Annotated in this window: 22 protein-coding genes; 14 read left to right on the top strand and 8 right to left on the bottom strand. The window is 66.2% G+C overall.

Going from position 1 to position 24,880, the window contains the following annotated elements:
• Positions 1 to 137 precede the first annotated feature (137 nt).
• Positions 138 to 1,304 carry an MFS transporter gene (locus BM171_RS08465; RefSeq protein WP_093010606.1) on the top strand — a complete coding sequence of 389 codons (1,167 nt, stop codon included), beginning with the start codon at positions 138 to 140 and terminating at the stop codon, positions 1,302 to 1,304.
• Here BM171_RS08465 and BM171_RS08460 read toward each other — a convergent pair.
• Positions 1,267 to 2,448, bottom strand: a complete 1,182-nt coding sequence (locus tag BM171_RS08460) for an alpha-hydroxy acid oxidase (protein ID WP_093010604.1) — start codon at positions 2,446 to 2,448, stop codon at positions 1,267 to 1,269. The genes BM171_RS08465 and BM171_RS08460 overlap by 38 nt on opposite strands.
• Before the next feature lie 164 nt (positions 2,449 to 2,612).
• Here BM171_RS08460 and pcaD point away from each other — a divergent pair, with 164 nt between their 5' ends.
• Genes pcaD through BM171_RS08435 form a run of 5 tightly spaced genes read left to right on the top strand, consistent with a single transcriptional unit; the run spans position 2,613 to position 7,717 of the window.
• Complete coding sequence (pcaD, locus tag BM171_RS08455; RefSeq protein ID WP_093010602.1) at positions 2,613 to 3,398, top strand: 3-oxoadipate enol-lactonase; 786 nt, start codon at positions 2,613 to 2,615, stop codon at positions 3,396 to 3,398.
• Position 3,399: 1 nt separating this feature from the next.
• Complete coding sequence (locus tag BM171_RS08450; protein ID WP_093010600.1) at positions 3,400 to 4,110, top strand: alpha/beta fold hydrolase; 711 nt, start codon at positions 3,400 to 3,402, stop codon at positions 4,108 to 4,110.
• Positions 4,107 to 5,423, top strand: coding sequence for a lyase family protein (locus BM171_RS08445; RefSeq protein WP_093010598.1), 1,317 nt, complete (start codon positions 4,107 to 4,109; stop codon positions 5,421 to 5,423). Before BM171_RS08450 ends, BM171_RS08445 begins: the two co-directional genes overlap by 4 nt.
• A gap of 6 nt (positions 5,424 to 5,429) precedes the next feature.
• Positions 5,430 to 6,641, top strand: coding sequence for an MFS transporter (locus tag BM171_RS08440; protein ID WP_093010596.1), 1,212 nt, complete (start codon positions 5,430 to 5,432; stop codon positions 6,639 to 6,641).
• A complete protein-coding gene (locus BM171_RS08435; RefSeq protein WP_093010594.1) occupies positions 6,638 to 7,717 on the top strand; it encodes an alcohol dehydrogenase catalytic domain-containing protein in 1,080 nt (359 codons plus the stop codon). Before BM171_RS08440 ends, BM171_RS08435 begins: the two co-directional genes overlap by 4 nt.
• Positions 7,718 to 7,807: 90 nt before the next feature.
• Here the strand turns inward: BM171_RS08435 and BM171_RS08430 are convergent, their stop codons facing one another.
• Complete coding sequence (locus BM171_RS08430; RefSeq protein WP_093010592.1) at positions 7,808 to 9,709, bottom strand: acyl-CoA synthetase; 1,902 nt, start codon at positions 9,707 to 9,709, stop codon at positions 7,808 to 7,810.
• A gap of 110 nt (positions 9,710 to 9,819) precedes the next feature.
• A complete protein-coding gene (locus tag BM171_RS08425) occupies positions 9,820 to 11,805 on the bottom strand; it encodes an enoyl-CoA hydratase-related protein (RefSeq protein ID WP_093010590.1) in 1,986 nt (661 codons plus the stop codon).
• Between the two features lie 201 nt (positions 11,806 to 12,006).
• Here BM171_RS08425 and BM171_RS08420 point away from each other — a divergent pair, with 201 nt between their 5' ends.
• The 3 genes from BM171_RS08420 to BM171_RS08410 are packed head-to-tail and all read left to right on the top strand — an operon-like array spanning position 12,007 to position 13,304.
• Positions 12,007 to 12,432, top strand: a complete 426-nt coding sequence (locus BM171_RS08420; protein WP_093010588.1) for a YeeE/YedE family protein — start codon at positions 12,007 to 12,009, stop codon at positions 12,430 to 12,432.
• Complete coding sequence (locus BM171_RS08415; RefSeq protein ID WP_093010586.1) at positions 12,432 to 12,866, top strand: DUF6691 family protein; 435 nt, start codon at positions 12,432 to 12,434, stop codon at positions 12,864 to 12,866. Before BM171_RS08420 ends, BM171_RS08415 begins: the two co-directional genes overlap by 1 nt.
• 9 nt (positions 12,867 to 12,875) lie before the next feature.
• Positions 12,876 to 13,304, top strand: coding sequence for a protein tyrosine phosphatase family protein (locus BM171_RS08410; protein ID WP_093010584.1), 429 nt, complete (start codon positions 12,876 to 12,878; stop codon positions 13,302 to 13,304).
• A 13-nt stretch (positions 13,305 to 13,317) separates the two neighbouring features.
• Here the strand turns inward: BM171_RS08410 and BM171_RS08405 are convergent, their stop codons facing one another.
• The 5 genes from BM171_RS08405 to BM171_RS08385 form a co-directional block, all read right to left on the bottom strand.
• A complete protein-coding gene (locus tag BM171_RS08405) occupies positions 13,318 to 14,352 on the bottom strand; it encodes a FliM/FliN family flagellar motor C-terminal domain-containing protein (protein ID WP_093010582.1) in 1,035 nt (344 codons plus the stop codon).
• A 71-nt stretch (positions 14,353 to 14,423) separates the two neighbouring features.
• The gene (locus BM171_RS08400; protein WP_093010580.1) at positions 14,424 to 17,114 is read right to left on the bottom strand and encodes an ATP-binding protein; all 2,691 of its coding nucleotides are present in this window, start codon (positions 17,112 to 17,114) and stop codon (positions 14,424 to 14,426) included.
• The gene (locus BM171_RS08395; RefSeq protein ID WP_093010578.1) at positions 17,111 to 17,401 is read right to left on the bottom strand and encodes a hypothetical protein; all 291 of its coding nucleotides are present in this window, start codon (positions 17,399 to 17,401) and stop codon (positions 17,111 to 17,113) included. Before BM171_RS08395 ends, BM171_RS08400 begins: the two co-directional genes overlap by 4 nt.
• A complete protein-coding gene (locus BM171_RS08390; RefSeq protein ID WP_093010576.1) occupies positions 17,398 to 17,769 on the bottom strand; it encodes a response regulator transcription factor in 372 nt (123 codons plus the stop codon). The genes BM171_RS08395 and BM171_RS08390 overlap by 4 nt, the downstream gene beginning before the upstream one ends.
• 89 nt (positions 17,770 to 17,858) lie before the next feature.
• Positions 17,859 to 19,172, bottom strand: coding sequence for a helix-turn-helix transcriptional regulator (locus BM171_RS08385; protein WP_093010574.1), 1,314 nt, complete (start codon positions 19,170 to 19,172; stop codon positions 17,859 to 17,861).
• A gap of 223 nt (positions 19,173 to 19,395) precedes the next feature.
• On the opposite strand from BM171_RS08385, the gene BM171_RS08380 reads away from it, so the two are divergent.
• From BM171_RS08380 to BM171_RS08360, 5 genes are all read left to right on the top strand, one after another.
• Entirely contained in the window at positions 19,396 to 20,757 is a 1,362-nt protein-coding gene (locus tag BM171_RS08380; protein ID WP_093010572.1) for a substrate-binding protein, read from the top strand.
• Positions 20,758 to 20,881: 124 nt separating this feature from the next.
• Positions 20,882 to 21,913, top strand: a complete 1,032-nt coding sequence (locus BM171_RS08375; protein ID WP_093010570.1) for a branched-chain amino acid ABC transporter permease — start codon at positions 20,882 to 20,884, stop codon at positions 21,911 to 21,913.
• Positions 21,914 to 21,917: 4 nt separating this feature from the next.
• The gene (locus BM171_RS08370; RefSeq protein WP_093010568.1) at positions 21,918 to 23,114 is read left to right on the top strand and encodes a branched-chain amino acid ABC transporter permease; all 1,197 of its coding nucleotides are present in this window, start codon (positions 21,918 to 21,920) and stop codon (positions 23,112 to 23,114) included.
• A gap of 12 nt (positions 23,115 to 23,126) precedes the next feature.
• Positions 23,127 to 23,882 (top strand): ABC transporter ATP-binding protein, encoded by a 756-nt coding sequence (locus tag BM171_RS08365; protein WP_093010566.1) that lies wholly within the window; start codon positions 23,127 to 23,129, stop codon positions 23,880 to 23,882.
• Positions 23,883 to 23,896: 14 nt separating this feature from the next.
• Complete coding sequence (locus tag BM171_RS08360; protein WP_093010564.1) at positions 23,897 to 24,652, top strand: ABC transporter ATP-binding protein; 756 nt, start codon at positions 23,897 to 23,899, stop codon at positions 24,650 to 24,652.
• Positions 24,653 to 24,880 lie beyond the last annotated feature (228 nt).

Raw genomic sequence — 24,880 nt, 5'->3', positions numbered from 1 at the left:
AAGGCTGTATCCCCGCATGAAGCGTGGCCGTTACAAGGGATACCCCGCTTTGACAAGGGCAAAGCCGCGCGGGCAGCGTGGAAATACGCGCACGTCGGCATCTGGCCTTTTCTCCGCGGCCATGATTGGTCGGCGTCATGGGATTTCTCGCCGATCTTCGCATCGCCCGCGCGCCCGCGGCATCGTTCATGGCGCTCGGCCTGTTCTGGGGCTCCTTCGCGGCCTCCGTTCCGGACGTCAAGGCGACGGCCGGGCTGACGGATGCCGGTCTGGGGCTGGCGCTGCTTTGTGCGACGCTGGGCGCGGTCGCGGCGATGTGGCTTGCGCCGGTGCTGGAGCGGCGTCTCGGCGCGAAGGCGCTTGGCGTCATCACCGGGATCGCCGCCCTCGGCGCGCTATTGCCGGGGCTTGCGGGCTCGCCGCTCGCCTTCACCGCGGCGATGGTCGCGGCCTGCGCGGGCTACGGGCTTCTGGATGTCGCGATGAATGCACGGGTCAGCGCGCTCGAGGCCGATGCGGACCGCTCGCTGATGAACCTGGCCCATGCGAGCTATTCGCTGATCTATGCCTGCGCGGCCATTGCGGCAGGGATCGCGCGGCAGGCCGGGGCCGAGCCCTTCGCGATCTTCGCCACCGTCGCGGTGCTGACCCTTCTTGCCGCGATCTATGTCACGCGTCAGCCGGCGCCCGCACCGGCTGAAGACACCGGCGAGACCGGCAATGAAAGTGCGCTGCCCCTGCCCCTCATCCTCACGGGCGGCGCGATCATCTGCCTTGCGTTCCTGGCCGAGCAAGGCACCGAAGGCTGGTCCGCCCTGCATCTTGAGCGCAGCCACGGCGCAGGTGCGGCTGCGGGCGCGCTCGGCCCCGCGCTTCTCGGGTTGACGATGGGGATCGGGCGGCTCTTCGGGCAGGCGGCGACGCGCTTTGTCCGCGAGGCTGTCCTCATTCGCGCCGCCGCCATTCTCGCGGCCCTGGGTGCGGCTCTCGCTGCGAACGCGCCGAGCCTTGCGCTCTCTTATGTCGGCTTCACCGCGATGGGGCTTGGCCTGTCGCTTATCGTGCCGACCGTTTTCGCCTGGGCAGGGCGGCGCATCCGGGCGCGCGACCGGGCACTCATGGTCTCGCGCCTGTCGGTCGTCGGCTATGCCGGGTTCTTTGCGGGCCCGCCGCTCATGGGGTTCCTGGCGCAAGCCTACGGGCTGCAAGTCTCTTTCAGCGCGCTGGCGCTTCTGATCCTTGCGATCCCGCTCGTGCTCCTTCCGGTCATGCGGCGGGCGGCTCCTGATCCCATCCGTCGCTGAAGCCCTTGGGCACCATCAGGATGTCGCGGTCCACGCCCTTGATGTCGCGGTGCCCGCAGAGCGCCATCGACATGTCGAGTTCCTTTTCGATCACCTGAAGCGAGCGGGTCACGCCCTCCTGCCCCATCGCGCCCAGGCCGTAGACATAGGCGCGACCGATATAGGTGCCCTTCGCCCCGAGGGCGAGCGCCTTCAGCACGTCCTGACCCGACCGGATGCCACTGTCAAAATGCACCTCGATCTTGTCGCCCACCGCCTCCACGATGGGCTCGAGCGCGCGGATCGCCGAAAGCGCCCCGTCGAGCTGCCGCCCGCCGTGGTTCGACACGACGATGGCATCCGCGCCGACGTTCAGCGCCTTCCGCGCATCGCGCGGATCCATGATCCCCTTGATGATGAGCGGGCCGTCCCACATCTTGCGGAACTCGCGGATCCGGTCCCAGTCGAGCGACTGATCGAAGGCCTGCGCCGTCCAGGTCGAAAGCGAGGATGGGTCGGAGACGCCCTTCGCATGGCCGACGATATTGCCGAAGAAGCGTCGCTTCGTGGACAGCATTCCCATGCCCCACTGCACCTTCGTCATCATGTTGGCGACCGATTTCGGTGTGAGTTTCGGCGGCGCGGAGAGCCCGTTCTTCAAATCGCGGTGCCGCTGGCCCAGAAGCTGCAGATCGACGGTGATGATCGCAGCCGAACACTTGGCCTCCTTCGCGCGATCGAAGAGCCGCTGCATGAAATCGTCGTCCTTGAGCGTGTAGACCTGCATCCAGAACGGCTTCGAGGTGTTGGCCGCCACATCCTCGATGGAGCAGATCGACATGGTCGAAAGGCTGTAGGGCACACCGAATTTTTCGGCCGCCTTGGCCGCTTTGATCTCTCCGTCCCAATGCTGCATCCCCGTCAGCCCGACAGGCGCGAGCGCGACCGGCATGGAGACATCCTGCCCGATCATCTGCGAGTTCAGCGACCGATCCGCCATGTCCACGGCCACGCGCTGGCGGAAGTAGAGATCGTCGAAATCCGAGGAGTTCTCGCGAAAGGTCTGCTCGCTCCAGCTGCCCGACTCGGTATAGTCGTAGAACATCTTGGGGACGCGCCGGCGGTAGATGCGGCGCAGATCCTCGATCTCGGTGATGACGGGCATGGGCTCCTCCTCGGCCTGAAGCTGTCCTGAACTACCAAGACCGCCATCCGCCCACAATGTCCGAGCCAAATCAATGGCAAGAGGTCGCACTTGGCTGCGGCCGGGGCGTTCCCATTCGGCGCGCGCCGCGCTAGGCTCCGGGCAAACGGCCTTGGGAGGGGCAAATGAAGATCGCAGAGCTCGACGGCATCCGGCTGCATTACCGCGAAGACGGCGATCCAGGCGGCGTGCCGGTCGTCTTCGGCAATTCGCTCGGCACCGACCTGAGGCTCTGGGATCAGGTTCTGCCGCTCCTGCCTGCAGGTTTTCGCTACATCCGCTATGACAAGCGCGGACACGGCCTGTCGCAATGCACCAAGCCGCCTTACCCGATGGGCACGCTGGTGCGGGACGCGGAAATGCTGATCGACCACCTGGAACGCACCGGCGTGATCTTCGTCGGTCTCTCCATCGGCGGCCTCATCGCGCAAGGCCTCGCTGCGAAACGGCCCGAGCTACTGCGCGGGATCGTGCTGTCCAATACCGGCGCGAAGATCGGCACGCGCGAGATGTGGGACGAGCGGATCGCGGGCGTCGAGGCGGGAGGCATCGAGGCGCTCGCCGATGCCACGATGCAGCGCTGGTTCTCTGAGACCTTCCGGCAGACGCCGCCCTTTCTGGCCTGGCGCAACATGCTCGTCCGCCAGCCGCAGGACGGGTATGTCGGCTGTTCGGCAGCCATCGCGGGCACGGATTTCTACACGACGACCGCGGCGATCACGCTGCCCGCGCTCGGGATCGCGGGCTCCGAGGACGGCTCCACACCGCCCGATCTCGTGCGAGAGACGGTGGATCTGATCGCGGGCTCCAAGTTCAAGCTGATCCGCGGTGCGGGTCATTTGCCTTGCGTCGAAAAGCCCGAGGAATACGCCGCCATCCTGTCGGAATTCCTGCACGAGGTCCGGGGCTGAGATGGCGCATTTCCTGCTCGTTCACGGCTCCTGCCATGGGGCCTGGTGCTGGCGCGATGTCATTCCCGCGCTTGCCGCGATGGGTCATAGCGCCACGGCCATCGATCTGCCCTCGCACGGGATAGACCCGACCGCGCCCGAAGATGTCACGCTCGACGGCTACGCCGCCGCGATCCACACCGCGCTCGACCGGCCCTCCTTCGTTGTCGGCCACTCGATGGGCGGCTACCCGATCAGCCGCGCTGCCGACCTTGATCCGACGAACATCGAGCGGCTCGTCTATCTCTGCGCCTACGTGCCCTGGGACGATCATTCGCTCGTGGACATGCGCCTGCGCGCTCCCCGCCAGCCGATCATGAAGGCAATTGCCAAGGCTGAGGATGGCGTGACCTTCTCGGTGATCCCGGAGCACGCGCGGGAGGTTTTCTATCATGACTGCCCTGACGAGGCCGTGGACTTCGCGCTCGAGAATCTCTGCCCTCAGGCGATCCTGCCGCAAGCGACGAAAGTGACGCTGGGGGAACGCTATCGCTCGGTGCCGCGCTCCTACATCCTTTGCCAACAGGACAGCGCCATTCCGCCAGAATTCCAGGAGGAGATGGCCGCCGATTTCCCGCCCGAGGACGTCATCCGCATGAACACATCCCATTCGCCCTTCTTCTCGGAGCCCGAGGGGCTCGCCCGTCATCTGGACAGGATCGCGGCGGCATGAGCGCGACCCTGTTCGGCAGCCAGCTCTACGGCAAGCTCGTCCCCACCGGGGAAGTCGCGCGGCTTTTCACCGATAGCGCCGAGATCCGCGCCATGCTGATCGTGCTCGGTGCTCTGGCAAAGGCGGAGGGCGCGGCAGGGATCATCCCCGAGATCAGCGCCAAGGCGATCCACCGCGCGTCACTGGAGCTGCAGGTCGATCCTGGCGGCCTCGCGGAGGCGACGGGCGCGAACGGCGTACCGGTCCCGGCCCTCGTCGCGGCCTTCCGCGATCTGATGCAGGCGCCCGAACACGCGCAATATATCCATTGGGGCGCGACGTCGCAGGACATCATGGACACCGGTCTGATGCTGCGGCTGCGGCAGGTGCTGAGCCATTACGAGGCCGGTCTCGACCGCGTTCTGACGCGGCTTGCCGATCTGGCCGAGGCCCATGCAGAGCTTCCGATGGCCGCGCGCACCTACGGTCAGCAGGCAACGCCGACGAGCTTCGGAGCGGTTGTCGCGAGCTGGGGCTGGCCGCTTCTGGACCTGCGCGCCGAGACGGCCGGCTTGCGCGACCGCCTCTGCGTGTCGCTCTCGGGGGCGGCGGGCACGGCCTCGATGCTGGGGCCCGATCCGGAGGCCCTCCGGGCCGAGCTTTCCGAGGCGCTCGGCCTCGTTGACCCCAAGCGGAGCTGGCACACCGACCGCGCCCCCGTGACGAAGATTGCCGGCTGGGTCGCGCGGCTCGTGACGGCAATGGGCAAGATCGGCGAGGATCTGACCGCGCTCGCCGCGACCGAGGTCGCCGAGGTCACGCTCGGGGAAGCGGGCGCCTCCTCGACCATGCCGCAGAAGCAGAACCCGGTCGCACCCTCGGTCCTGTCGATGCTGGCCCATCACGGCGCGGGGCTTCAGACGACGCTGATGCAGGCCGCGCGTCACCGCCACCAGCGCGACGGCGCGACCTGGTTCACCGAATGGATGGTGCTGCCGCAACTCTGCCTGACCGGCGCCGCCGCGATAGAGACATGCGCGCCGCTTCTGGACGGCCTCGCCCCCCGTCCCGAGGCGATGGCGCGCAACATGAGCGGTGCGCTTGCCGCCGAAGCGCTGTCCTTCGCGCTCGCCCGCGAGATGCCGCGCCCCGAGGCGCAAAATGCAATGAAAGCGCTCGCCCGCGAAAGCGCCGAGACCGGCACCGATCTCATCGCGCTGGCCGCCGAGCGGCACCCGAGGATTGCACCCGTCGACTTTGCTCCACCGCGTCTTCTGGGCACGGCCCCGGCCGAAGCCCGCGACTTCGCGCGCGCCGTCCGGATGCAGGCCTGAGCCGCGATGCGCGCGGCCAAGCTCTTTCTGGTCTCGACCGTGGTGATCGACGCGATGGGCATCGGGCTCATCATGCCGGTGATGCCGGACCTTCTGCGCGAGATCACCGGGAGCGATATTGGCAACGCGGCGCTCTGGGGCGGGCTCCTGGCGACCGCCTTCGCGTTGATGCAGTTCCTCTGCGCGCCGGCGCTCGGCGCGCTATCGGACCGCTTCGGGCGGCGCCCGGTTCTTTTCGGCGCGCTCGGCGGGATGGCGGTCGACTACGTGGTCATGGGCTTTGCGGGCACGATCTGGCTTCTGCTTCTTGGCCGCATCGTCGCCGGGATCACGGCGGCGACGCAGGCGGTCGCCTCGGCGGCGATGTCCGACCTCTCGCGTCCCGAAGAGAAGGCGCAGAATTTCGGACTGATCGGCGCGGGTTTCGGCATCGGCTTCGTGATCGGCCCGCTTCTGGGCGGTCTCCTGGGCGAATTTGGCACCCGCGCACCTTTCTTCGCTGCCGCCGCGCTTGCCGCGCTGAACCTCCTGATCGGCTATCTCGCCCTGCCCGAGACCGTCACCGAGGAGCGCCGCCGCCCCGTGGATGTGCGCCGCCTCGACCCGCTTGGCGCGTTCCGTGCGTTGCGGCGCATACCCGGAACGTCGCGGGCGCTGGCGGTGTTCTTCCTCCTGCAGATGGCATTCTTCGTCTATCCCTCGATCTGGTCCTATTACGGGGTCGCCCGCTTCGGCTGGGACCCCGGCTTGATCGGCTTTTCACTCGGCATATTCGGCATCACCGCCGCGATCATGCAGGGCGGTCTCATCCGGGTCTTCCTGCGCCATCTCGGCGAGCGCGGCACGGTGATCTATGGCCTCACGATGAATTCGCTCGTCTTCATCCTTCTGGCCTTCCTGCAATCGGGCACGCTGGTGCTGATCCTCGTGCCGCTTGCGGGCTTTGCCGCGGTCACGAGCCCGGCGATCCAGGGTCTTGTCGCCCGCGTGGTCCCGGATGACGAACAAGGCGCGCTGCAGGGTCTCTTCAGCGCGACCGGCGCGATGGCGGCGATCCTGTCGCCGCCCGTAATGACGACCACGTTTTTCTGGTTCACCCGAGGCGAAGACGGCTTTGCCGGTGCGCCGTTTCTGCTCTCCGTCGGCCTCCTCGGCATTGCGCTTGCGCTGATGCTCGGACCGGGCGGCGTGGGAAAACCATCAAGGAGCCTCGCATGAGTGCCATCACCGCCGCCGTACTGACCGAATTCGGCCAGCCGATGCAGATCGAAACGCTGAAGATCGTGGAGCCCCGCTCAGGCGAAATCGCTGTCGAGGTGAAGGCCGTCGCGGTCTGCCATTCGGACATCGCCTATGCCGATGGCGGGTTCGGCGGCAAGGTGCCGCTGGTGCTGGGCCACGAAGCGGCCGGCCGCGTGACGGCGCTCGGGTCGGGCGTTGCGGATCTCGAGATCGGGCAGCGCGTGGTGATGACTCTGATCCGGTCCTGCGGCGCCTGCGCCACGTGTACGGGCGGCAAGCCGACGCTGTGCCAGTCGCGACCCGTGCATCCGACCCCGCTGGCGCGCGCCGACGGCACGCCTGTCTCTGCCGAGATGGATTGCGGCGCCTTTGCAAGCCAGGTGGTGATCCAGCGCAACCAATGCGTGGCGGTGCCCGAGGCGATGCCCGGGGAGGTCGCGGCGCTTCTGGGCTGCGGGGTCATCACCGGGGTCGGCGGCGTGGTCAATGCAGGCGCGCTTCGCCCCGGCGAGGACGTCGTGGTGATCGGCGCGGGCGGCGTCGGCCTCAACGCGATCCAGGGCGCGCGGCTCGCAGGCGCCCGGCGGATCGTGGCGGTCGACATGAACGAGGAAAAGCTCGAGATCGCCCGGGAATTCGGCGCGACGGACGGGGTGCTCGCCTCGGGCGGCAAGCCCTGGCGCGAGGCGATGCGCACGCTCGGCAAGGGTGCCGACCTCGTCGCCGTCGCGGTCGGAGCCGCCGCCGCTTACGAGGCCGCGCCGAGATATCTCGGCTGGGGCGGGCGGATCGTCATGCTGGGCTTGCCGCATGTGGGCCAGAGCGCCAGCTACGAGCCGTTCAAGACCGCGTATACCGGGCAAAGTTTCCTCGGCTCCAAGATGGGAGACGTGGTGATCGCGCGGGACATCCCCTGGATGGCGGATCTCTGGGCGCAGGGACGGCTGAAGCTCGAGGAGCTGATCTCGGGCCGGTGGGAGCTCGGTCAGATCAACGAGGCGATCGCCGACACGCGCAGCGGCGCGGCGCGGCGCAACGTCATCGTGATGTAAAAAAGCGCCGCGCCCCTCAGAGGGGCGCGGCGGCGAGGGCTCTGCCCTCGCGCTCCCGCGGTATTTCCGCCAACCCAAAAGACGGAGCGATCACTCTGCGGCGACGCTGGCTTCCTCGGTCCATTCCCAGGGGCGCGTGAAGGCTGCGAGCGCGCCATTCACATCCGCCTCGGACGCGCCGTTGGCGGTAACCTGCGCGACGAGGCCGCGCTTCTTGTCGTCGATCACCGATGTCACGCGCGCCGGCACGCCCTTCTCCTCGAGCGCGGCGTTGTAGACCCGGGAGATCGCACGCTTTCGCAGGTCGGGCTTGAAGACCTTGCCGACCGCCGTTTTCGGCAGCTCGTCGAGGATGCCGAGATATTTCGGCTGCGCGGCGCGTTCATGCACATGCGTCTTGCAATGCTCGATGAGCGCGTCCTCGGTTACCTCGCCGCCATCGACGAGTTCGACATAGGCGCAAGGCACCTCGCCCGAATGCGCGTCGGGCTGACCGATCGCGCCGGCGAACGCCACGGCGGGATGGGTGAGCAGCGCCTCCTCGATATCGGCGGGGTCGATATTGTGGCCGCCGCGAATGATGAGATCCTTGGCACGGCCGGTGATCCAGAGATAGCCGTCCGCGTCGATCCGGCCGAGATCGCCGGTACGCAGGTATCGGCCCTCGTGGAAGAGATCGCGGTTCTTGTCTTCCTCGGTATAGGTCGAGCCGGCATAGACGCCGGGGCTGGAGATGCAGATCTCGCCGATCTCGTCGGTGGCGCATTGCGCCGGCCCGTCGCCGGTCTGCTTGACGATCTTCACTTCCGTATAGGGGAAGGGAATGCCGATCGAGCCGACCTTCTTCTCGCCGTCGGGCGGATTGCAGGAGACGAGGCAGGTCGCCTCGGTCAACCCGTAGCCTTCGACGACGGTCACGCCGGAGGCCGCTTCGAACCGCTTGAACAATTCCAGCGGCATCGGCGCCGAGCCCGAGAAGGCGGTTTTCACGGTGGAGACATCCGCATCGACCTTGCGCTGCATCAGTGCTGAGACGGCGGTCGGAACGGTGATGACGAAGGAGATCTTCCAGCGCTCCACCAGCTTCCAGAAATTGTCGAAGACGCCTTCGCCGCGATAGCCCTGCGGCGTCGGGAAGACCACATGCGCGCCCGAGGCCACCGCCGCCATAAGGATCACGTGACAGGCGAAAACGTGGAACAAGGGCAGCGGGCAGATGATGTTGTCCTCCTCGGTGAAGAGGAGCCGGTGCCCGAGCCAGCCGTTATAGATCATGCCCGAATAAAGGTGCTGCGCGACTTTCGGCATGCCGGTCGTGCCGCCGGTGTGGAAATAGGCCGCCACGCGGTCGCCATCGCTGTCCTTGAAGGTCAGCTCAGTCGATTGCTTGGCCATCTCCTTGGTGAAGCTTTTGACATCCGCATGGGTCTTGCCCGCCAGTTTCGGGCGCACGAGCGGGACGATCCAGCTCTTGGGCGGCGTGAGGTAGCGGTTCAGGTCGACCTCGAGCACCGTGGAGACCTTGGGCGCATGGCGCACCGCTTCGTGCACCTTCTGGGCGACATCGGTCTTGGGGAAGGGCTTCAGTGTGACGACGACCTTGGCGCCCGTCTCGCGGAGGATCGCGGCGATCTGCTCGGGCTCGAGCAAGGGATTGATCGGGTTGACGATCCCGGCCACCGCACCGCCGAGCAGCGCATAGATCGTCTCGTTCGCATTGGGCAGAATGTAGGCGACGACATCGTTCTCGCCGACACCGAGCGAGCGGAAGAGGTTCGCCGATTGCGCCGTCTTCTCGCGAAGCTCGCGCCAGCTGACGGTTTCCGCCTTGTCGGTCGGGCCCGAAAAGATCTGGTAGCTGACCGCCGGACGATCCGGGAACTTCCCCGCGGTGCGCGACAGAAGTCCGTACAGCGTCTCCGGCAGATCCCGGTCTGCCCACGGCATCTCGTTTTCTATCGCATCGCGATCCGCAAAGGATGCAAAGGTCATGGTCGTCCTCCCAATTCTCCCGGTGCAAAGTGTGTTTGGCTTTCCGCGCCCATGCAAGCGTCCGGACGCAGCGGCACGAGGTGGATGACGCGACGTCCTGCCGCCGCGGCTCAGCCGTTCAGATCTGCGAAACGCCGGCCGTTCTTGACCAGATCCGCCCAAAGGGGATCAGGTGTCCAGAAAGCGCGGTCAGGATAGTCGACCGCATCCAGCGCCTGCTTCAGCCGGAAAAGGCCCGCCGTATCGGCGGCCTGCATCGGACCTCCGAGGGCGCGCGGGAAAGCCTGTCCGAGAACCAGCGCGACATCGATCGCCTCGGGACGCGCGACCATGCCCTCTTGCAGCATCCGTGCGCCCTCGTTGGCGAGTGCCGCCAGCAGCAGCACACGAAGCTTCTCGGCATCGCGCGGCGGATCGGCGCGGGGCCTGTGATCGTCGATGAGCGCGGTGACGGCGGCGTCGGGCCGCGGCCCGCTTGTGCCATGAAGGTAGAAGCCGCGCCCGCAATTGCGCCCGGTCCGGCCCGACTGGACCAACGCCGCCGACCAGTTGCGCGCGCCATCGCCGCGCTCGGCACCCGCGAATTCGGCAAGACCGCGCACGTCGCGCAGCTCGAATGGCGGGCGTGGCCAGCCCCAGTCGCGGACCGCGGCATCGATGTCGAACGGATCCTCTCCCATATCGACGAGCGCATCGGCTGCGCGGTGCAGCGCCGCCATGATCCGGCCACCGACGCTCGGCCCGGTCGAGCTCGCACGCAGGAACCGTTTTCCCATACGGCGCAGAAGCGCGGCAGCGCGGGCGACATCGCCGGGTCCGGCGGCCGGTCCGGTGAGGATCTCCGCAAGCGGCGAGGTCGAGAGCGGCGCGCCGAAGCGTATACCGAGCCCGTCGACGGCGTCGGGAAAGACCTTGACGCGCGGCACGCCGTCCGGGAGCTCGATCGCGCCCTGCCCGCGCGCGGCGATGAGCGCGATGTCCACGCCCTGCGCCATCGCCCTGCTCTCACCGAGATCGAGCTTGTCGAGCCTTTGTGTCAGCGTCGCCTCGTCGAGGCGCAGCCGTTCCTTGGCCGCGCGCATGAGACGCGTGACCTCCCCCATCCCATCGCGGAGCATGCCCGGATCGCGCGTCCCCCAGTTGACCCCGATGTTGCGCTCCAGGAGTGCGACGACGAGCTGCGTGGCAAGCGGGCCGCCGCCCAGAACCGCGACGCGGTCGATCTCGGCGGGCTGAGCGCGTTCCTCGGGCGTCAGGCGGCCGACACGGCGCTCGGCATTGTAGAGATGCCGAAGCGCGCGCGAGCGATCGGAGGCGGCCAGCTCGGCAAAGGCGTCGCCCTCGCGCGCGATCCCGGCCTCGAAGGGCAAGAGCTGCGCCGCCTCGACACAGGCGATGATCTCCTCCGCGGCCGGGTCAGGCCCCGCGCGGGTCTCGCTCCGGGCCTTTGCGATGGCGGCCTGGTAGGCCATGGGATCTCGGAAGCCTTGGGTCATGGCGGCGGTCGCGCGCGGCTGCGGGGTATCGCCAAGCTCGCTCGCGAGAACCAAGGCCGCGCGCGGCAGATCGCCGTCGACGATCCGGTCCGCGACGCCGCGCAGACGCGGATCGGAAAAGGATACCGGCCGCCCCGACAGGAGCAGTTCGAGCGCCGGGCCTGCCCCGACGAGACGCGGCAGACGCTGGGTCGCGCCGCCACGCGGCACGAGACCGAGCTGGATTTCCGGGAAGGCGAGCCGTGCCTCGGCATGGGCAACGCGATGATGGGCGGCGAGCGCGATCTCTGCCCCTCCAGCCAGAACCAACCCGTGGAGGGCGGCGATGACTGGCTTGGGGCTGTCCTCGATCCGCGCCGCGAGACCGGCTAGAGGCAGGCCGGCATCCTTGCCCTCGATTTCCGTCAGGTCCATGCCGCCGCAGAACATCTGTCCGCGCCCCGCGATCACGATCTTCGCCACGGCGGGATCGGCGATCGCGGCATCGAGCGCCGCTGCGAGGGCAAGGCGAACCGGCCCCGTCAACGCGTTGACCGGAGGATGCGCGATCTGCAGGATCGCGACGTCTTCGCGTTGGCTGCGCTCGACGAGGTCCGCCATGACGACTTCCTTTGACAGCGCCGAGGTCGTTCCTCGCGCAAGGGCCTGAAATCCTGTCTGAAGCAGGACTTATCCACAATATGGCGGAAAGCCCCCGCCCCCTGCAAGCAGCGCACCGGACAGCAGGTCGCAGCGAGTCCCCCTTGCAATACATTCGAAAATACGCATGTGTCTTTCCGAAACGGGCAGAGCGAGGGCGACATGCCAACAGACTGGATCATGGGACTGATCGGCGGGCTGCTGATCGGCACGGGCGGGGCGGTGTTCCTGCTTGGAAACGGACGGATCATGGGCGCATCCGGCCTGATCGGAGGGCTTGTCGACGGCACGGGCCGTGGCAATGCCGGAGAGCGGATCGCGTTCCTCGCCGGGACAGCGCTGCTGCCGCTGCTTTTGGTCCTGACGCTCGGGCCTGTGGACAATCACCTGACAGGGAACCTGGTTCTGCTGATCGCCGGCGGGCTTCTCGTCGGGATCGGCACGCGGATCGCAAACGGCTGCACCTCGGGGCACGGCGTCTGCGGGATCTCGCGGCTGTCGCTGCGCGGGATCGTGGCGACCTGTTTCTACATCCTGGCAGGTGGTCTGACGATCACGCTGTTCCGGCACGTTCTGGGGGTCGTGTGATGCGTAACGCTCTGGCTTTCCTCGCAGGCGCGCTGTTCGGCGGCGGTCTTTACCTTTCGGGCATGACGGACACGGCGAAAGTCCAAGGGTGGCTCGATGTCTTCGGCGACTGGGATCCGACCCTTGCCTTCGTGATGGGCGGTGCGATGATCCCGATGGCCATCGCCTGGCAGGTCAGCGCGCGCCGAGCGGCCCCGCTTGCGGGCGGCAGCTTTCCCGTCCCGCCCAAAGCCGAAGTCGGGCGCAAGCTCGTGATCGGGTCGGTCCTTTTCGGGATGGGCTGGGGTCTTGTCGGGCTCTGCCCCGGGCCGGTTATCGCCTCGTTGGGCTATGGCGATCCGGGGGTGTGGATCTTCGCGGCGGCGATGCTGGTAGGCATGGGCGCGGCCCCTGCCCTGTCGCGCCGTCTGGACAGCGCCGTTCCTGCGGAGTAAGGCCGGGACATGGACGCAAGACGCATCACCGACCGCTATTTCGTCTCTCCGCAGATCGATCCGGAGGACTTGCCGGGCATCGCGGAGGCTGGCTTCACCCGCGTGATCTGCAATCGCCCAGACGCCGAAGTGCCGCCGTCGCACCAGGCGGCGTCTATCGCCGAGGCGGCCAAGGCGGCGGGTGTCGACTTCGAGGTGCTGCCGCTGACGCATCAGACGATGACGCCCGAGAACGTTGCGCGGCAATCGACCCTCGTGGAAGATGGCGGCGAGAAAGTCTTGGCCTATTGCGCCTCGGGCACGCGCTGCACGGTGGTCTGGGCCCTGTCCCGCGCAGGCCAAGAGCCGGTCGGCGACATCCTGTCCCGCGCTGCCGAGGCCGGATACGATCTCGGCGGGCTCGCCCCGACGCTCGAAGCGCTCGCCGCCCAGCGCTGACGCGCGCCACGTCTCACGATAGGTTCGGCAATTCCGCCATCGCCGCTCCGAAATCCAGAGGCGGTAACTCCGCGAGAGGATCGGCGCGACCCGGATCTCCCGGCGTAGGAAGGTCGGTATCTTCGACACGCCCCGGCTGGCTGGCCACTGGCGCCTCAGCGGATGCGCGGTTCCCCGGCTCGTCCGATCCGCCGACCCGAAAGGCGCGTTGACCATTGAGACGGCCAAGACTCCCGCGTGCCACCAGCGCCCCGCCCGGACTACGCAGCTCCGCCGCGCCAAGCGCCGTGACCGGCAGTGGCAGGGTATCGCCGGGTTTGAGGCTCTGAAGAGACGCAAGCGAGATATTCAACCGGCAGAGCACCGCCTCGAGCGGCGCGTGCAGCAGATGCGCGTGCGCCCCGAGAGGCCCTTTCATAGCCAGATCCGGCGCTGCCGCCGCCGCGCCATTCGCGGCTTCAGGAAGAATGAGTGCGAGCCGGCCGATGCGTCGCCCGCCGGCCAGTTCCACCTGCGCGCGCAGCACCACGTAGCTCTCCGCATCGAGAAGCGTGCCCGCGATGCGCGCCGTCTCGATCCGCGCGGCGTATCGAAATCCGCGCAGCGCCGCACCCATCTTCTGCCCTTCCAGCATTGCTTCCATCCGCATCATGGCGGGGTCGAGAAGCGCCGCCGTCATGGCCGCGTCGGTATCGGTAAAGGCCCGCTCTTCGGGCGATTGGGGCGTGACGATCCCGAACGTCTGAATCTCCGTCAGGCCCGCGACAAGGGCGCGGTCGAACAATGCGAAACCAAGCTCGCCCTCGGGCCCGTCCATCCCGAGAATGAGCCCGCCCTCCTCCATAAGTTCTTCCGCCCCGGCCTGATCAAGCCGCACCTTCCGCACGTCCCTGCAGACGAGCGCGAGGTTCCATTGCGTCTCGGCCGCGCGGGCAAAGGCGCGCGCCAGCGCCTTTTCAGGCGGCATGCCTGCAGAGGCGGCGGCGCGGCGTCCGGCCTCTACCTTGCGTCTGAGTACATCGCTGTTCGCCGCATTCTGCGCGTTCATTCCGTTCCCCGGGGCCCGCACCTCGCGAACGGGTATGAAAGGCGATGGTTACCATTCCGTTGAGGCGCAGACTATTCCGCCGCGAGCGCCGCCTTGCGGGGCAAGAGAACGCGGAAGCCCGCGCCACCTTGTCCTGGCAGGTAGGTGATCGTGCCGCCCAGTCGCTCCATCACCTGCCGGCAGATCGCGAGCCCGAGCCCTGCACCCCCGGCACGCTGGTCCGAGATCCGGGCGAATTTCTCGAAGATCACATCACGGGAGTCGCGCGGAATGCCCTGTCCGTTGTCGATGAAGTCGATGGCGAGCGCCCGGTTCTGTTCCCGAACACGAATGGTCAGGCGCGGTTTGGCGGCCTCGCAATATTTCCGCGCGTTCGAGATGATGTTGATGAACACCTGCGAAAGCCGGTCGAGATCGGTGTAGAGGACAATGTCCTCCGTCGAGCGGTCGCGCCGCACCTCGAGCGAGACCTCGTCGCTCTCTCCGACCGATCCGGCCGCGACCGCGCGGTCGAGCACATCGCAGAGCCGACCCTCTCGCATGTTCAACGAGACGCGCCCGTTCTCCATCACCGACAAGTCGAGGATATCGTCGAGAAGCCGGGTCAGGCGGATCGTCTCATCATGGATGATAGAGGCGAATTTCGACTGCTCTTCGGCAGAAAGCCCGCCCGAATCGCGCAGGATTTCCGAGAAGGCGCGGATCGACGACATCGGCGTCCGAAGCTCATGGCTGATCTGGCTGAGAAAAGCGTCCTTCTGCACCGAGAGGCGCGTGAGCTTGTCATTGGCCTCGCGAAGCTGCCGCGCGGTGCTGGACAGCTCCGCCGATTGCGCTTCGAGACGGGCGGAATATTCCATGAGCTGCGCCGACTCGTCGGCGACCGCGATGAGATCCTGCACGGAGACGGAGGTGCCGCCCACGATCTGTCCGACCATCGCATGGGCGGTGGCCGCACCGACCGAGCCTGCGAGCTCACGCTCCAGCGTTTCGAGGAAGTCTGGGCGCGGCTCCGGCAGATCGCCGCGGACGCCCTGCCGCTCCGCCTCGCGCCGGAAGAGCGCGATTGCCTCTCCCGGCCCGAGAATCCGCTGCGCCATGATGAGCAGATCCTCGGTCTGAGCGACGCCCGACGACCAGCTGCGCGGCCCGCCCGAATGCTGGAAGATGTTGACGAACTGCGCGCCTTGCAGCCGCTCCACCGGAGTGGGGAAGCTCAGGACCGAGCCGCCGAAGAATGCCAGCGCGTTGAGCGCCAGCGACCACAGAAGCGCATGCAAAAACGGATCAAGCCCCGCGATGCCAAAGAGCGCTTGCGGGCGCAGCCATCCAAGGCCCCACGGTCCTTCGGCCAGCGTCCGCTCCGAGAAGACCTCGATCCCGATGGAGGGCAGGAAGAACGTGTAGAGCCAGATCACGGAGCCGATCACCAACCCCGCGACAGCGCCCGTGCGGGTCGCGCCGCGCCAGAAGATGCCACCGATCATGGATGGCAGAACCTGCACAACCCCGACGAAGGAAATAAGTCCGATCGCCGCGAGCGCCGAGCCGCCCCCAGAGACCGCGTAGTACATGTAGCCAAGCAGCACGATGGAGACGATGGATACCCGGCGCGCCGTCAGCACCACGTTACGCACATCGCCCGAGATCGTAGCGCGCCCGCCCGCGAGCCGCAGCCAGATCGGCATGACGATATGGTTCGACACCATCGTCGAAAGCGCGATCGCCGCCACGATCACCATCGAGGTCGCCGAGGAGAAGCCGCCGAGGAACGACAGGACCGCAACGCCCTCGGCCCCTTGCGACAAGGGCAGCGTCAGCACGAAGAGGTCGGGATTGGCGTCGGACGGCAGAACCGCAAGGCCGACCGCCGCGATCGGCACGACGAAGATCGACATCGCCATCAGGTAGGCCGGAAAGGCCCAGCTCGCCGTGCGAAGGTGATCCTCGTCCGCGGCTTCGACCACCAGAACCTGGAACATGCGCGGCAGGCAAAGAAAGGCCGCGCCCGAGATGAAGATGAGCCCCGCCCAGCGCCCGCCATGCACTTGCCACTGGCCGAGCTCGCTGGCCTCGATGACCTCGAGCGTCTGCGACACCCCGCCGGCAAGCCCCCAGACGACGAAGATGCCCACGGCCAGAAGCGCGGTCAGCTTGACCACCGCCTCAACCGCGATGGCCATGACGACACCGTGGTGGCGCTCGTTGGCATCGAGGTTCCGCGTGCCGAAGATGACGGTGAAGATCGCCAGACCGATCGCGACCCAGAAGGCGGTATTTCGCCCGACAACCTCGCCGGTATCGGTGCCGCCGCCATTGGCGAAGACTTCGAAGGAGACCGTCACGGATTGCAGCTGGAGAGCAATGTAAGGCGTCGCTGCGATGACCGACAGGATCGTGACGAGCACCGCCAGAAGGTTCGACTTGCCGAAGCGCGAGGAGATGAGGTCCGCCACGGAGGTGATGCGTTGCGAGCGGCCGATGCGGACGAGTTTCCGCAATAGCCACCACCAGCCGAACATCACGAGGCTCGGTCCGAGATAGATCGTGATGTATTCGAGCCCGCTTCGCGCCGCGGAGCCGACCGCGCCGTAGAACGTCCAGGCCGTCGCATAGATCGACAGCGACAGGGTATAGACGATAGGAGAGCGCAGCCACCGGCTGTGCCCCTTCCGCGCGAAGCGGTCGGCGGTGAAGGCCACCGCGAAGAGCATGGCGACATAGGCCAGGCAGATCACGACGAGCCCGTTGAAGGAGATCATTCCTCCGCGCTCCGGACCGGCTCGGGCGGCTCGCGCCGGCCAAGCCGCTGCGACAGGATCGCGCCGATGAGAGCCAGCACGATCCATACGCCGAAGATGTAGATCAATGCATTGCCCATGCCCGGCGCCTCCGGGCCCTGACGCGGCCAGAGGAGCGGCACCAGCCAGGCAAAGGCCCCGATCACGGGCAGGAGCCGCGCCGCATCCTCGAGCCGCCGCCGCCGGTAGGTCTGCCTCTCGAGAAAGTAGACCGGCGGCCCGCTATGCGTCTCGCGCGGCTCGCTCATGTCGCGGGCACCAGGGCACGCACGGCCTCCAGAACCTCGGTATTGGAGAACGGCTTGGTCATGAACAGATTCGCGCCGGCCCGTTCGGCCAATTCGCGATCCTTGGTCTGGCCGCGCGCGGTCAGCATGAGCACGGGGATCTTTGCGAGCGACGGGTCGTCGCGAATGTCGCGAAGCACCTCGTAGCCGCTGCGGCCCGGCAGCATGACATCGAGGATCACCACATCCGGCGGCTCGGCACGCAGCCGCTCCATCGCAGTGGTGCCCGACGAGTGCGAGGCCACGTGCCAGCCATCGCGCGACAGGATAAAACTGATCGCCTCGATGATGTTGGGCTCATCTTCGATCAGCAGAAGTCGTTTGGACATGCAAGGCGGCCTCCCCTCCCCCGTTGCACCGGAACCCCGCATCGAATTCTCTGGCGGCTCGTACTGTATGAAGAAGCGCAGGCCGCCTGTCAAAACGCCGCAGACACATCATGCCCGAGAATGCTGGGCTCGCGTCTGCCCGGACACGCCTCGCGCGGACAGATCCGGCAGTTGACACCCACCTCGAGCGCCGGACCGCCATCGTCGTCGCGCCCCGGCACGATGAGCATCGTCGCCTCGCAGAGAGCCGGCCGGTCGAGGCGCGGCGGCTCGATCGGTTCGGCGATGGCGAAGGCCCGCACCGGGTGCGGCGGCCGCCCCGGCTGCACGATCCGCGCGGAGATCGGCTCTCCGGGACGGGTCAGCGCGGCATAGAGCGGCCAGAGCGGACAGCCCGAGCCGAACCGCGGCAAGGGGAAGACCGGGACCGGCTGTCGGCAGGTCAGCACCCCCGAAGCATCGCAGATCGCAAGACCGAGCCCGCTGCTCGCCTCCGTCCCGAGCGCCGCGATCCGGCGCATCGTGCGCGCCACGGGCTGACCGAGCGCGGCAGCCACCGAGACAGGGTCCGGACCCGTTTCGGACAAAACGGGCGCGAGATCGCGCATCGGCAAAGCGGCGGCATCCTCGGCGTAACGCAAAAGATATTCAGTCAGCATGGTTCGCGCGGTGGCCGAGATATCCCCGCCGAGCCGATCCGCCATCTCTTCGGGGCTCGCATGGCCGAGGTCGAGCGCCGGAAAGGCGTAGTTTTCCGCCTCCAGCACCTTGTCGAGTTCCTCCTGGGGCGCGGTCGCCTGGGCGGCCGAATGCGCGTCGGCCGCTTCGAGATAAGCGACAAGCCCGCGCGAGGTCTCGGCAAGCTGGCCGCTATCCTCGTAGATATTCCGGTGAAAGCGTCCCTGCCATTCGGGAGAAATCTCACCGGGTTCGGCGAGGATCGACGCCGCGGAGCGGATCGCCGTCACCCGGCTCAGCATTTCGTGCAGGGAGGCGGCGAGTTGAGGGTCATGCGTGACGCGGTCCGACAACGTGTCTACCGCCTGCTCGAGCGCCGCGATCCGCCGCTGCATTGCCGCCAGAAGCCCGGCCCAGCCCGGAAAGCGGCCGGCGAATTCGTCCACGCGATCAAGCTCCGCCCCGGAGCCGGAGACCCCCGTCGCAGCCTCGCGCAAGGTCTGTATCAGCGTCGCCTCCGCGCCTTCGCTCAGGAGCGCGGGCTCGACTTCGAGGATGCGCGCAATCTCTAGAAGAAGCTTTCCGCCGATTCTGCGGCGATTATGCTCGATCAGGTTGAGATAGGATGGCGAGATACCCGACGCCTTGGCGAGCTCGGCCTGTTTCATGCCCGCGATAATGCGCCTCTCGCGGATGCGGCTGCCCGTCAACGTGTCTCGTGCCATCGCGAATTATCCTGCCAAGCCAACGCCTTTCTGCCGCGCAACATAAATCAATTTACAGATCGAAGCACCATCTAGTTGATTAATTCACAAATAAAGCGTTGCAGCAAAAGGATTTGTTGAACACTTTTCCGATCCCCCCCCATACTGCGTTTGCACGCAAGGGTACCTTTGCGCGTCCGGCAGGAGGAGTGCCGGCCTGAACGAACCATAAAGGGAGGAATTGATGTCCAGATTCAATCTGACACGTCGCGGCCTGATCAAGACCAGCGCCGGCGCGGCCGCCGGTCTATCGCTGCCGACATATCTGCGCGCACAGGACAGCGGCTTCACCAACGCGCCCACGGGCGACACGGTGACGCTCGGCTTCAACGTGCCGCAATCGGGGCCTTACGCCGATGAGGGCGCCGACGAGCTGCGCGCATTCGAACTCGCCGTCGAGCACCTGAACGGCGAAGGCGACGGCGGCATGCTGCAGACCTTCTCGAGCCAGGCGCTCGAGGGCACCGGCATCCTCGGCAAGCGCGTCGAGTTCGTGACCGGCGACACCCAGACCAAGTCCGACGCGGCTCGTGCCTCCGCCCGCTCGATGATCGAGAAGGACGGCGCGATCATGGTCTCCGGCGGTTCGTCCTCCGGCGTGGCCGTGGCTGTGCAGGCGCTCTGCCAGGAGGCGGGCATCATCTTCATGGCCGGCCTGACCCACTCCAACGACACGACGGGCAAGGACCGGAAAGCCAACGGTTTCCGTCACTTCTTCAACTCGTACATGTCGGGTGCCGCACTCGCGCCGATCCTCATCGATCAATATGGCGCTGACCGCAAAGCCTATCACCTGACCGCCGACTACAACTGGGGCTACACGACCGAGGAGGCGATGGTGTCCTCGACCGAGGCGCTTGGCTGGGAGACCGTTAACTCGGTCAAGACCCCGCTCACCCAGACCGACTTCTCGTCCTATATCGCGCCGGTCCTGAACTCGGGCGCAGACGTGCTCGTGCTCAACCACTACGGCGGCAACATGGTCAACTCGCTGACCAACGCCGTTCAGTTCGGGCTGCGCGAGGCGGAAGCCAATGGCAAGCAGTTCGAGATCGTCGTGCCGCTCTATTCCGAGCTGATGGCACGCGGTGCGGGCGAGAACATCGCCGGCATCCTCGGCTCGCAGAACTGGGACTGGAAACTCGAGAACCAGCTCGGTGAGCGCTACATCGGCACGAACGCCTTCGTTCAGTCCTTCGGTGAGAAATACGGCTTCCCGCCGAGCCAGGCGGCGCATACCTGCTACGTGCAGACGCTGCTCTATGCGGATGCGGTCGCGCGCGCCGGCTCGTTCCAGCCCTGCGCCGTGGTCGAGGCCCTCGAAGGCTTCGAGTTCGACGGTTTGGGCAACGGCCCGACGCTTTACCGTGCCGAAGACCACCAGTGCTTCAAGGACGTCGTGGTCGTGCGTGGTAAGGAAAATCCCGAGAACGAGTTCGATCTCGTGGAGATCGTCGAGGTCACGCCGACCGACCAGGTCACCTACGAGCCCGATCACCCGCAATTCGCGGGCGGCTCGCTCGGTTCCTGCAACAACGGCGCATAAGCGTCTCGCGGCGGGGCGGCTCCAAGGGCCGCCCCGGACATCCGGCCCCGCCCCTCCGGCCCGTCCGGCACGCCGAGGCGCCTGCCGCTGAAGCCCCCGCTTTCCAAAGAAGGTCGCACTCGCCATGGACCAGGTAATCGTTCAAATTCTCAACGGGCTCGACAAGGGATCCGCCTATGCGCTGATCGCCCTCGGCCTGACCCTGATCTTCGGCACGCTGGGCGTTGTGAACTTCGCCCACGGCGCGCTGTTCATGATCGGCGCGTTCTGCGCGGTGACGTTGCAGCGCATCCTGACGCTCAGCTCCGTCACCGAAGACCCCACCCGCACCGACTTCCTCGGCAATCCGATGAAGATCGAGACACCTTACGTGGAATCCTGGTTCGGCGAAGCCATAGGCGCGGGGATCATCGACTGGTCGGTGCCGCTCGCGATCTTCTTCGCCATACCGATCATGATGCTGGTGGGATACCTGATGGAGCACGGTCTCATCCGGCACTTCTACAAGCGCCCCCATGCGGACCAGATCCTCGTGACCTTCGGCCTCGCCATCGTGCTGCAGGAGATCGTCAAGTATTTCTACGGCGCGAACCCGATCCAGACACCGGCGCCCGATGCGTTCACCGGCAGCTTCGACTTCGGCGTCCTTCTCGGCTTCGATCCCTTGACGATCATGTATCCCTATTGGCGCCTCGTCTATTTTGCCTTCGCGGCGCTCGTGATCGGCGCGGTCTTCGCCTTCCTGCAATTCACGACCTTCGGGATGGTGGTGCGGGCCGGCATGGCCGACCGCGAAACGGTGGGCCTTCTCGGCATCGATATCGACAAGCGCTTCACGCTGATGTTCGCACTGGCGGCCTGCGTCGCAGGCGTGGCCGGCGTGATGTACGCGCCGATCGTCGCGCCGAACTACCACATGGGCATGGACTTCCTAGTCCTCAGTTTCGTTGTCGTGGTGGTCGGCGGCATGGGCAGCCTGCCCGGCGCGGTCTTCGCGGGCTTCCTTCTGGGAATCCTCGAGAGCTTCGCCTCGATGCCGTTCATGGTCGACGCCATTCCGGGCATCAACCAGATCATCATCTACCTCGTCGCCATCATCATTCTGCTGACCCGTCCGCGTGGCCTCATGGGCCGCAAGGGCGTCATGGAGGAATAATCCTATGCTCGGTCTTCGCAAAAAGGACGCTGGCCTCCTGCTTCTCGTGACGGTGCTGACAGTCATGGCGCCGGTCCTTCTGAACCCCTTCCCTGTCGACAGCGCCATGGCGCAGTTCAACGCGGGCTATCCCGACCTGATGCAGCGTTTCGTGATCTTCGGGATCTTCGCCATCGGCTTCAACATCCTGTTCGGCCTGACCGGGTATCTCTCTTTCGGTCACGCGGCCTTCCTCGGCGTCGGATCCTATGCCACGATCTGGATGATGAAGCTGCTGACGCTGAACATCCTGCCGGGCATCTTCATGGCGATCGTCTTCGCCGCGCTCTTCGCGGTGATGGTGGGCTACATCTCGCTCCGCCGCTCGGGCATCTACTTCTCGATCCTGACGCTGGCTTTCGCGCAGATGTCCTACGCGCTGGCCTATTCGGTGCTGACGCCGATCACCGGCGGCGAGACCGGCCTGCAGATCAAGCCCACCGACACTCCGCTCCTGGCGAATCTCGAACCCGGAGAGATCGGCCGCGCCAGCCTCTTCGGCCTCGAGATGAGCCAGAGCTCGATCATCCGCATGGGCGGCTGGGAATTCACGCTGAACGTCGGCTACTACGTCTGCGCCATGGCGATGATCCTGGCCTTCTACATGGCGATCCGCATCTTCCGCTCGCCGTTCGGCATGATGCTGCGGGCGGTGAAGTCGAACCAGAACCGCATGTATTACACCGGTCTCAACGCGCGCCCCTACACGCTGGCGGCCTTCGTGATCTCTGGCATGTATGCCGGTCTTGCCGGCGGCCTCATGGTCGCGATGGACACCCAGGTCGGCCCGGAGCGGATGTTCTGGACCGCCTCGGGCGAGGTCGTGCTGATGACGATCCTCGGCGGGGCGGGCACGCTGATCGGACCGGTCCTCGGCGCCGGCATGATCAAGTACATGGAAAACATCGTCTCCAAGATCAACGATCAGATCCTGCACACCTGGTTCGCCTTCCTGCCCGACGGGCTCGAGGATGCCGTAGTCGCGATGATCTATCCCTTCGTCGGCAAGGGCTGGCACCTCACGCTGGGGCTCATGTTCATGGCCGTCGTGATCTTCCTGCCCGGCGGGCTTCTCGAAGGCGGCGACCGTATCCGGAACGCCTTCCGCCGCAAGCGGACCGGCAAGGAAGACACCGCCAAGCAACGAACCCCCGCCGAATAAGGAGAGCGCGTCATGGGAATTCTTGAAGTCAAGGACGTGAACAAGCGCTTCGGCGGCCTGCAGGCGCTTGGAGACGTGAACCTCTCGGTCAAGGAGAACACGGTTCATGCGATCATCGGGCCAAACGGCGCCGGCAAGTCCACGCTCCTCAATTGTCTTGTCGGCAAGCTGATGCCCGATACCGGCTCAGTGATGTTCGCAGGTCAGTCGGTGCTGGGACGCAAGCCCTACGAGATCAATCAGATGGGCATCTCCCGCGTGTTCCAGACGCCTGAGATCTTCGGCGATCTCACGGTCATGGAAAACATGATGATCCCGCTCCTGGCCAAGCGCGACGGCTCCTTCCGCATGCATGCCTATGAGTCCGTCGAGGATGAAAAGGACCTTCGCGGCGAGGCGGAGACCATGCTGACCGAGGTCAAGCTGCTCGACAAGCAGGACATGCTCGGCTCCTCGATGTCGCGCGGCGACAAGCGGCGGCTCGAGATGGCAATGTGCCTGATCCAGCGTCCCAAGCTCCTCTTGCTCGATGAGCCGACCGCCGGCATGGCCCGGGCGGACACCAACAACACGATCGACCTTCTGAAAGAGATCAAGGAAAAGCGCGACATCACCATGTGCATCATCGAGCACGATATGCATGTCGTCTTCTCCCTCGCCGACCGGATCACCGTTCTCGCGCAGGGCACGCCCCTCGTCGAGGACACGCCCGAGAACATCAAGGGCCATCCGAAGGTGAAGGAAGCCTATCTCGGCGAAGCGGCGTAAAGGAGAGCCGACCCATGAACGTCCGTCCCGATTTTTCCAAGAACGCCAACCAGGCGGAGACGGCTCCGGCCTTCCTCTCGGTCTGGGACATGCACGCCTATTACGGCGAGAGCTACATCGTGCAGGGAATCTCCTTCAACGTGCACGAAGGCGAGATCCTGGCCCTTCTCGGCCGCAACGGCGCGGGCAAGACGACGACGCTGCGCTCGATCGCGCGGCTCGGCAGTCCGCAGGTTCACAAGGGCGAGATCTGGCTCGACCATCAGCCGCTGCACCGGATGGCCTCGCACGAGGCGGCGGTGGCGGGGCTGGGGCTCGTGCCCGAGGACCGGCGCATCATCCCTGGCCTCACCGTCGAGGAGAACCTGGAGCTGGCGCAGATCCAGCCGCCGATCGGCTGGTCGCTGGAGCGGCTCTACGAGCTCTTCCCGCGCCTCGGCGAGCGCCGCAAGCAGGAGGGCGTGACCCTGTCGGGCGGCGAGCAGCAGATGCTTTCCATTGCCCGGGCGCTTGCGCGCGACATCAAGGTGCTGCTTTTGGACGAGCCCTACGAGGGTCTCGCCCCGGTGATCGTCGACGAGATCGAGAAGACGCTCCGCCACGTCAAGGAGCAGGGCATGACCACGATCCTTGTGGAGCAGAACGCGGTCCGCGCGTTGCAACTGGCCGACCGGGCGATCATCCTCGACACCGGCTCCATCGTTTATGACGGCTCCGCCGCCGAGGTCCTCGAGAACGAGGAGCTGCGTCACGAATATCTCGCGATCTGAGCCCCGGCGCATACTGCAATTGGCACCCGCGAAGTGCCGGAAGGTCGGGGCTGTCTGCACCCGGCCTTTTTCCTACCCATGAATTCGGCGGAACGCAGCCAAGGGGTCGCGGCGTTTCGGTAAGACACGCAGGAGGAGGAGGCGATATGAGTGATGTGAAGATCTACGCGCCGAGCGACGAGATGGTGGCGAAGGCGCATGTGGATGCGGCGCGGTACCAGGAGATGT

It is taken from the genome of Roseivivax halotolerans, assembly GCF_900115815.1.
In the GTDB taxonomy this organism is placed as follows: Bacteria; Pseudomonadota; Alphaproteobacteria; order Rhodobacterales; family Rhodobacteraceae; genus Roseivivax; species Roseivivax halotolerans.
Note: the sequence above shows the minus strand (reverse complement) of the source record. Positions and strands in the feature narration are given on the sequence as shown.

Bases quoted from the DNA above. Each gene is read 5' to 3' on its own strand.
- BM171_RS08465 (WP_093010606.1), top strand. From the start codon at position 138: ATGGGATTTCTCGCCGATCTTCGCATCGCCCGCGCGCCCGCGGCATCG.
- BM171_RS08460 (WP_093010604.1), bottom strand. From the start codon at position 2,448: ATGCCCGTCATCACCGAGATCGAGGATCTGCGCCGCATCTACCGCCGG.
- pcaD (WP_093010602.1), top strand. From the start codon at position 2,613: ATGAAGATCGCAGAGCTCGACGGCATCCGGCTGCATTACCGCGAAGAC.
- BM171_RS08450 (WP_093010600.1), top strand. From the start codon at position 3,400: ATGGCGCATTTCCTGCTCGTTCACGGCTCCTGCCATGGGGCCTGGTGC.
- BM171_RS08445 (WP_093010598.1), top strand. From the start codon at position 4,107: ATGAGCGCGACCCTGTTCGGCAGCCAGCTCTACGGCAAGCTCGTCCCC.
- BM171_RS08440 (WP_093010596.1), top strand. From the start codon at position 5,430: ATGCGCGCGGCCAAGCTCTTTCTGGTCTCGACCGTGGTGATCGACGCG.
- BM171_RS08435 (WP_093010594.1), top strand. From the start codon at position 6,638: ATGAGTGCCATCACCGCCGCCGTACTGACCGAATTCGGCCAGCCGATG.
- BM171_RS08430 (WP_093010592.1), bottom strand. From the start codon at position 9,709: ATGACCTTTGCATCCTTTGCGGATCGCGATGCGATAGAAAACGAGATG.
- BM171_RS08425 (WP_093010590.1), bottom strand. From the start codon at position 11,805: ATGGCGGACCTCGTCGAGCGCAGCCAACGCGAAGACGTCGCGATCCTG.
- BM171_RS08420 (WP_093010588.1), top strand. From the start codon at position 12,007: ATGCCAACAGACTGGATCATGGGACTGATCGGCGGGCTGCTGATCGGC.
- BM171_RS08415 (WP_093010586.1), top strand. From the start codon at position 12,432: ATGCGTAACGCTCTGGCTTTCCTCGCAGGCGCGCTGTTCGGCGGCGGT.
- BM171_RS08410 (WP_093010584.1), top strand. From the start codon at position 12,876: ATGGACGCAAGACGCATCACCGACCGCTATTTCGTCTCTCCGCAGATC.
- BM171_RS08405 (WP_093010582.1), bottom strand. From the start codon at position 14,352: ATGAACGCGCAGAATGCGGCGAACAGCGATGTACTCAGACGCAAGGTA.
- BM171_RS08400 (WP_093010580.1), bottom strand. From the start codon at position 17,114: ATGATCTCCTTCAACGGGCTCGTCGTGATCTGCCTGGCCTATGTCGCC.
- BM171_RS08395 (WP_093010578.1), bottom strand. From the start codon at position 17,401: ATGAGCGAGCCGCGCGAGACGCATAGCGGGCCGCCGGTCTACTTTCTC.
- BM171_RS08390 (WP_093010576.1), bottom strand. From the start codon at position 17,769: ATGTCCAAACGACTTCTGCTGATCGAAGATGAGCCCAACATCATCGAG.
- BM171_RS08385 (WP_093010574.1), bottom strand. From the start codon at position 19,172: ATGGCACGAGACACGTTGACGGGCAGCCGCATCCGCGAGAGGCGCATT.
- BM171_RS08380 (WP_093010572.1), top strand. From the start codon at position 19,396: ATGTCCAGATTCAATCTGACACGTCGCGGCCTGATCAAGACCAGCGCC.
- BM171_RS08375 (WP_093010570.1), top strand. From the start codon at position 20,882: ATGGACCAGGTAATCGTTCAAATTCTCAACGGGCTCGACAAGGGATCC.
- BM171_RS08370 (WP_093010568.1), top strand. From the start codon at position 21,918: ATGCTCGGTCTTCGCAAAAAGGACGCTGGCCTCCTGCTTCTCGTGACG.
- BM171_RS08365 (WP_093010566.1), top strand. From the start codon at position 23,127: ATGGGAATTCTTGAAGTCAAGGACGTGAACAAGCGCTTCGGCGGCCTG.
- BM171_RS08360 (WP_093010564.1), top strand. From the start codon at position 23,897: ATGAACGTCCGTCCCGATTTTTCCAAGAACGCCAACCAGGCGGAGACG.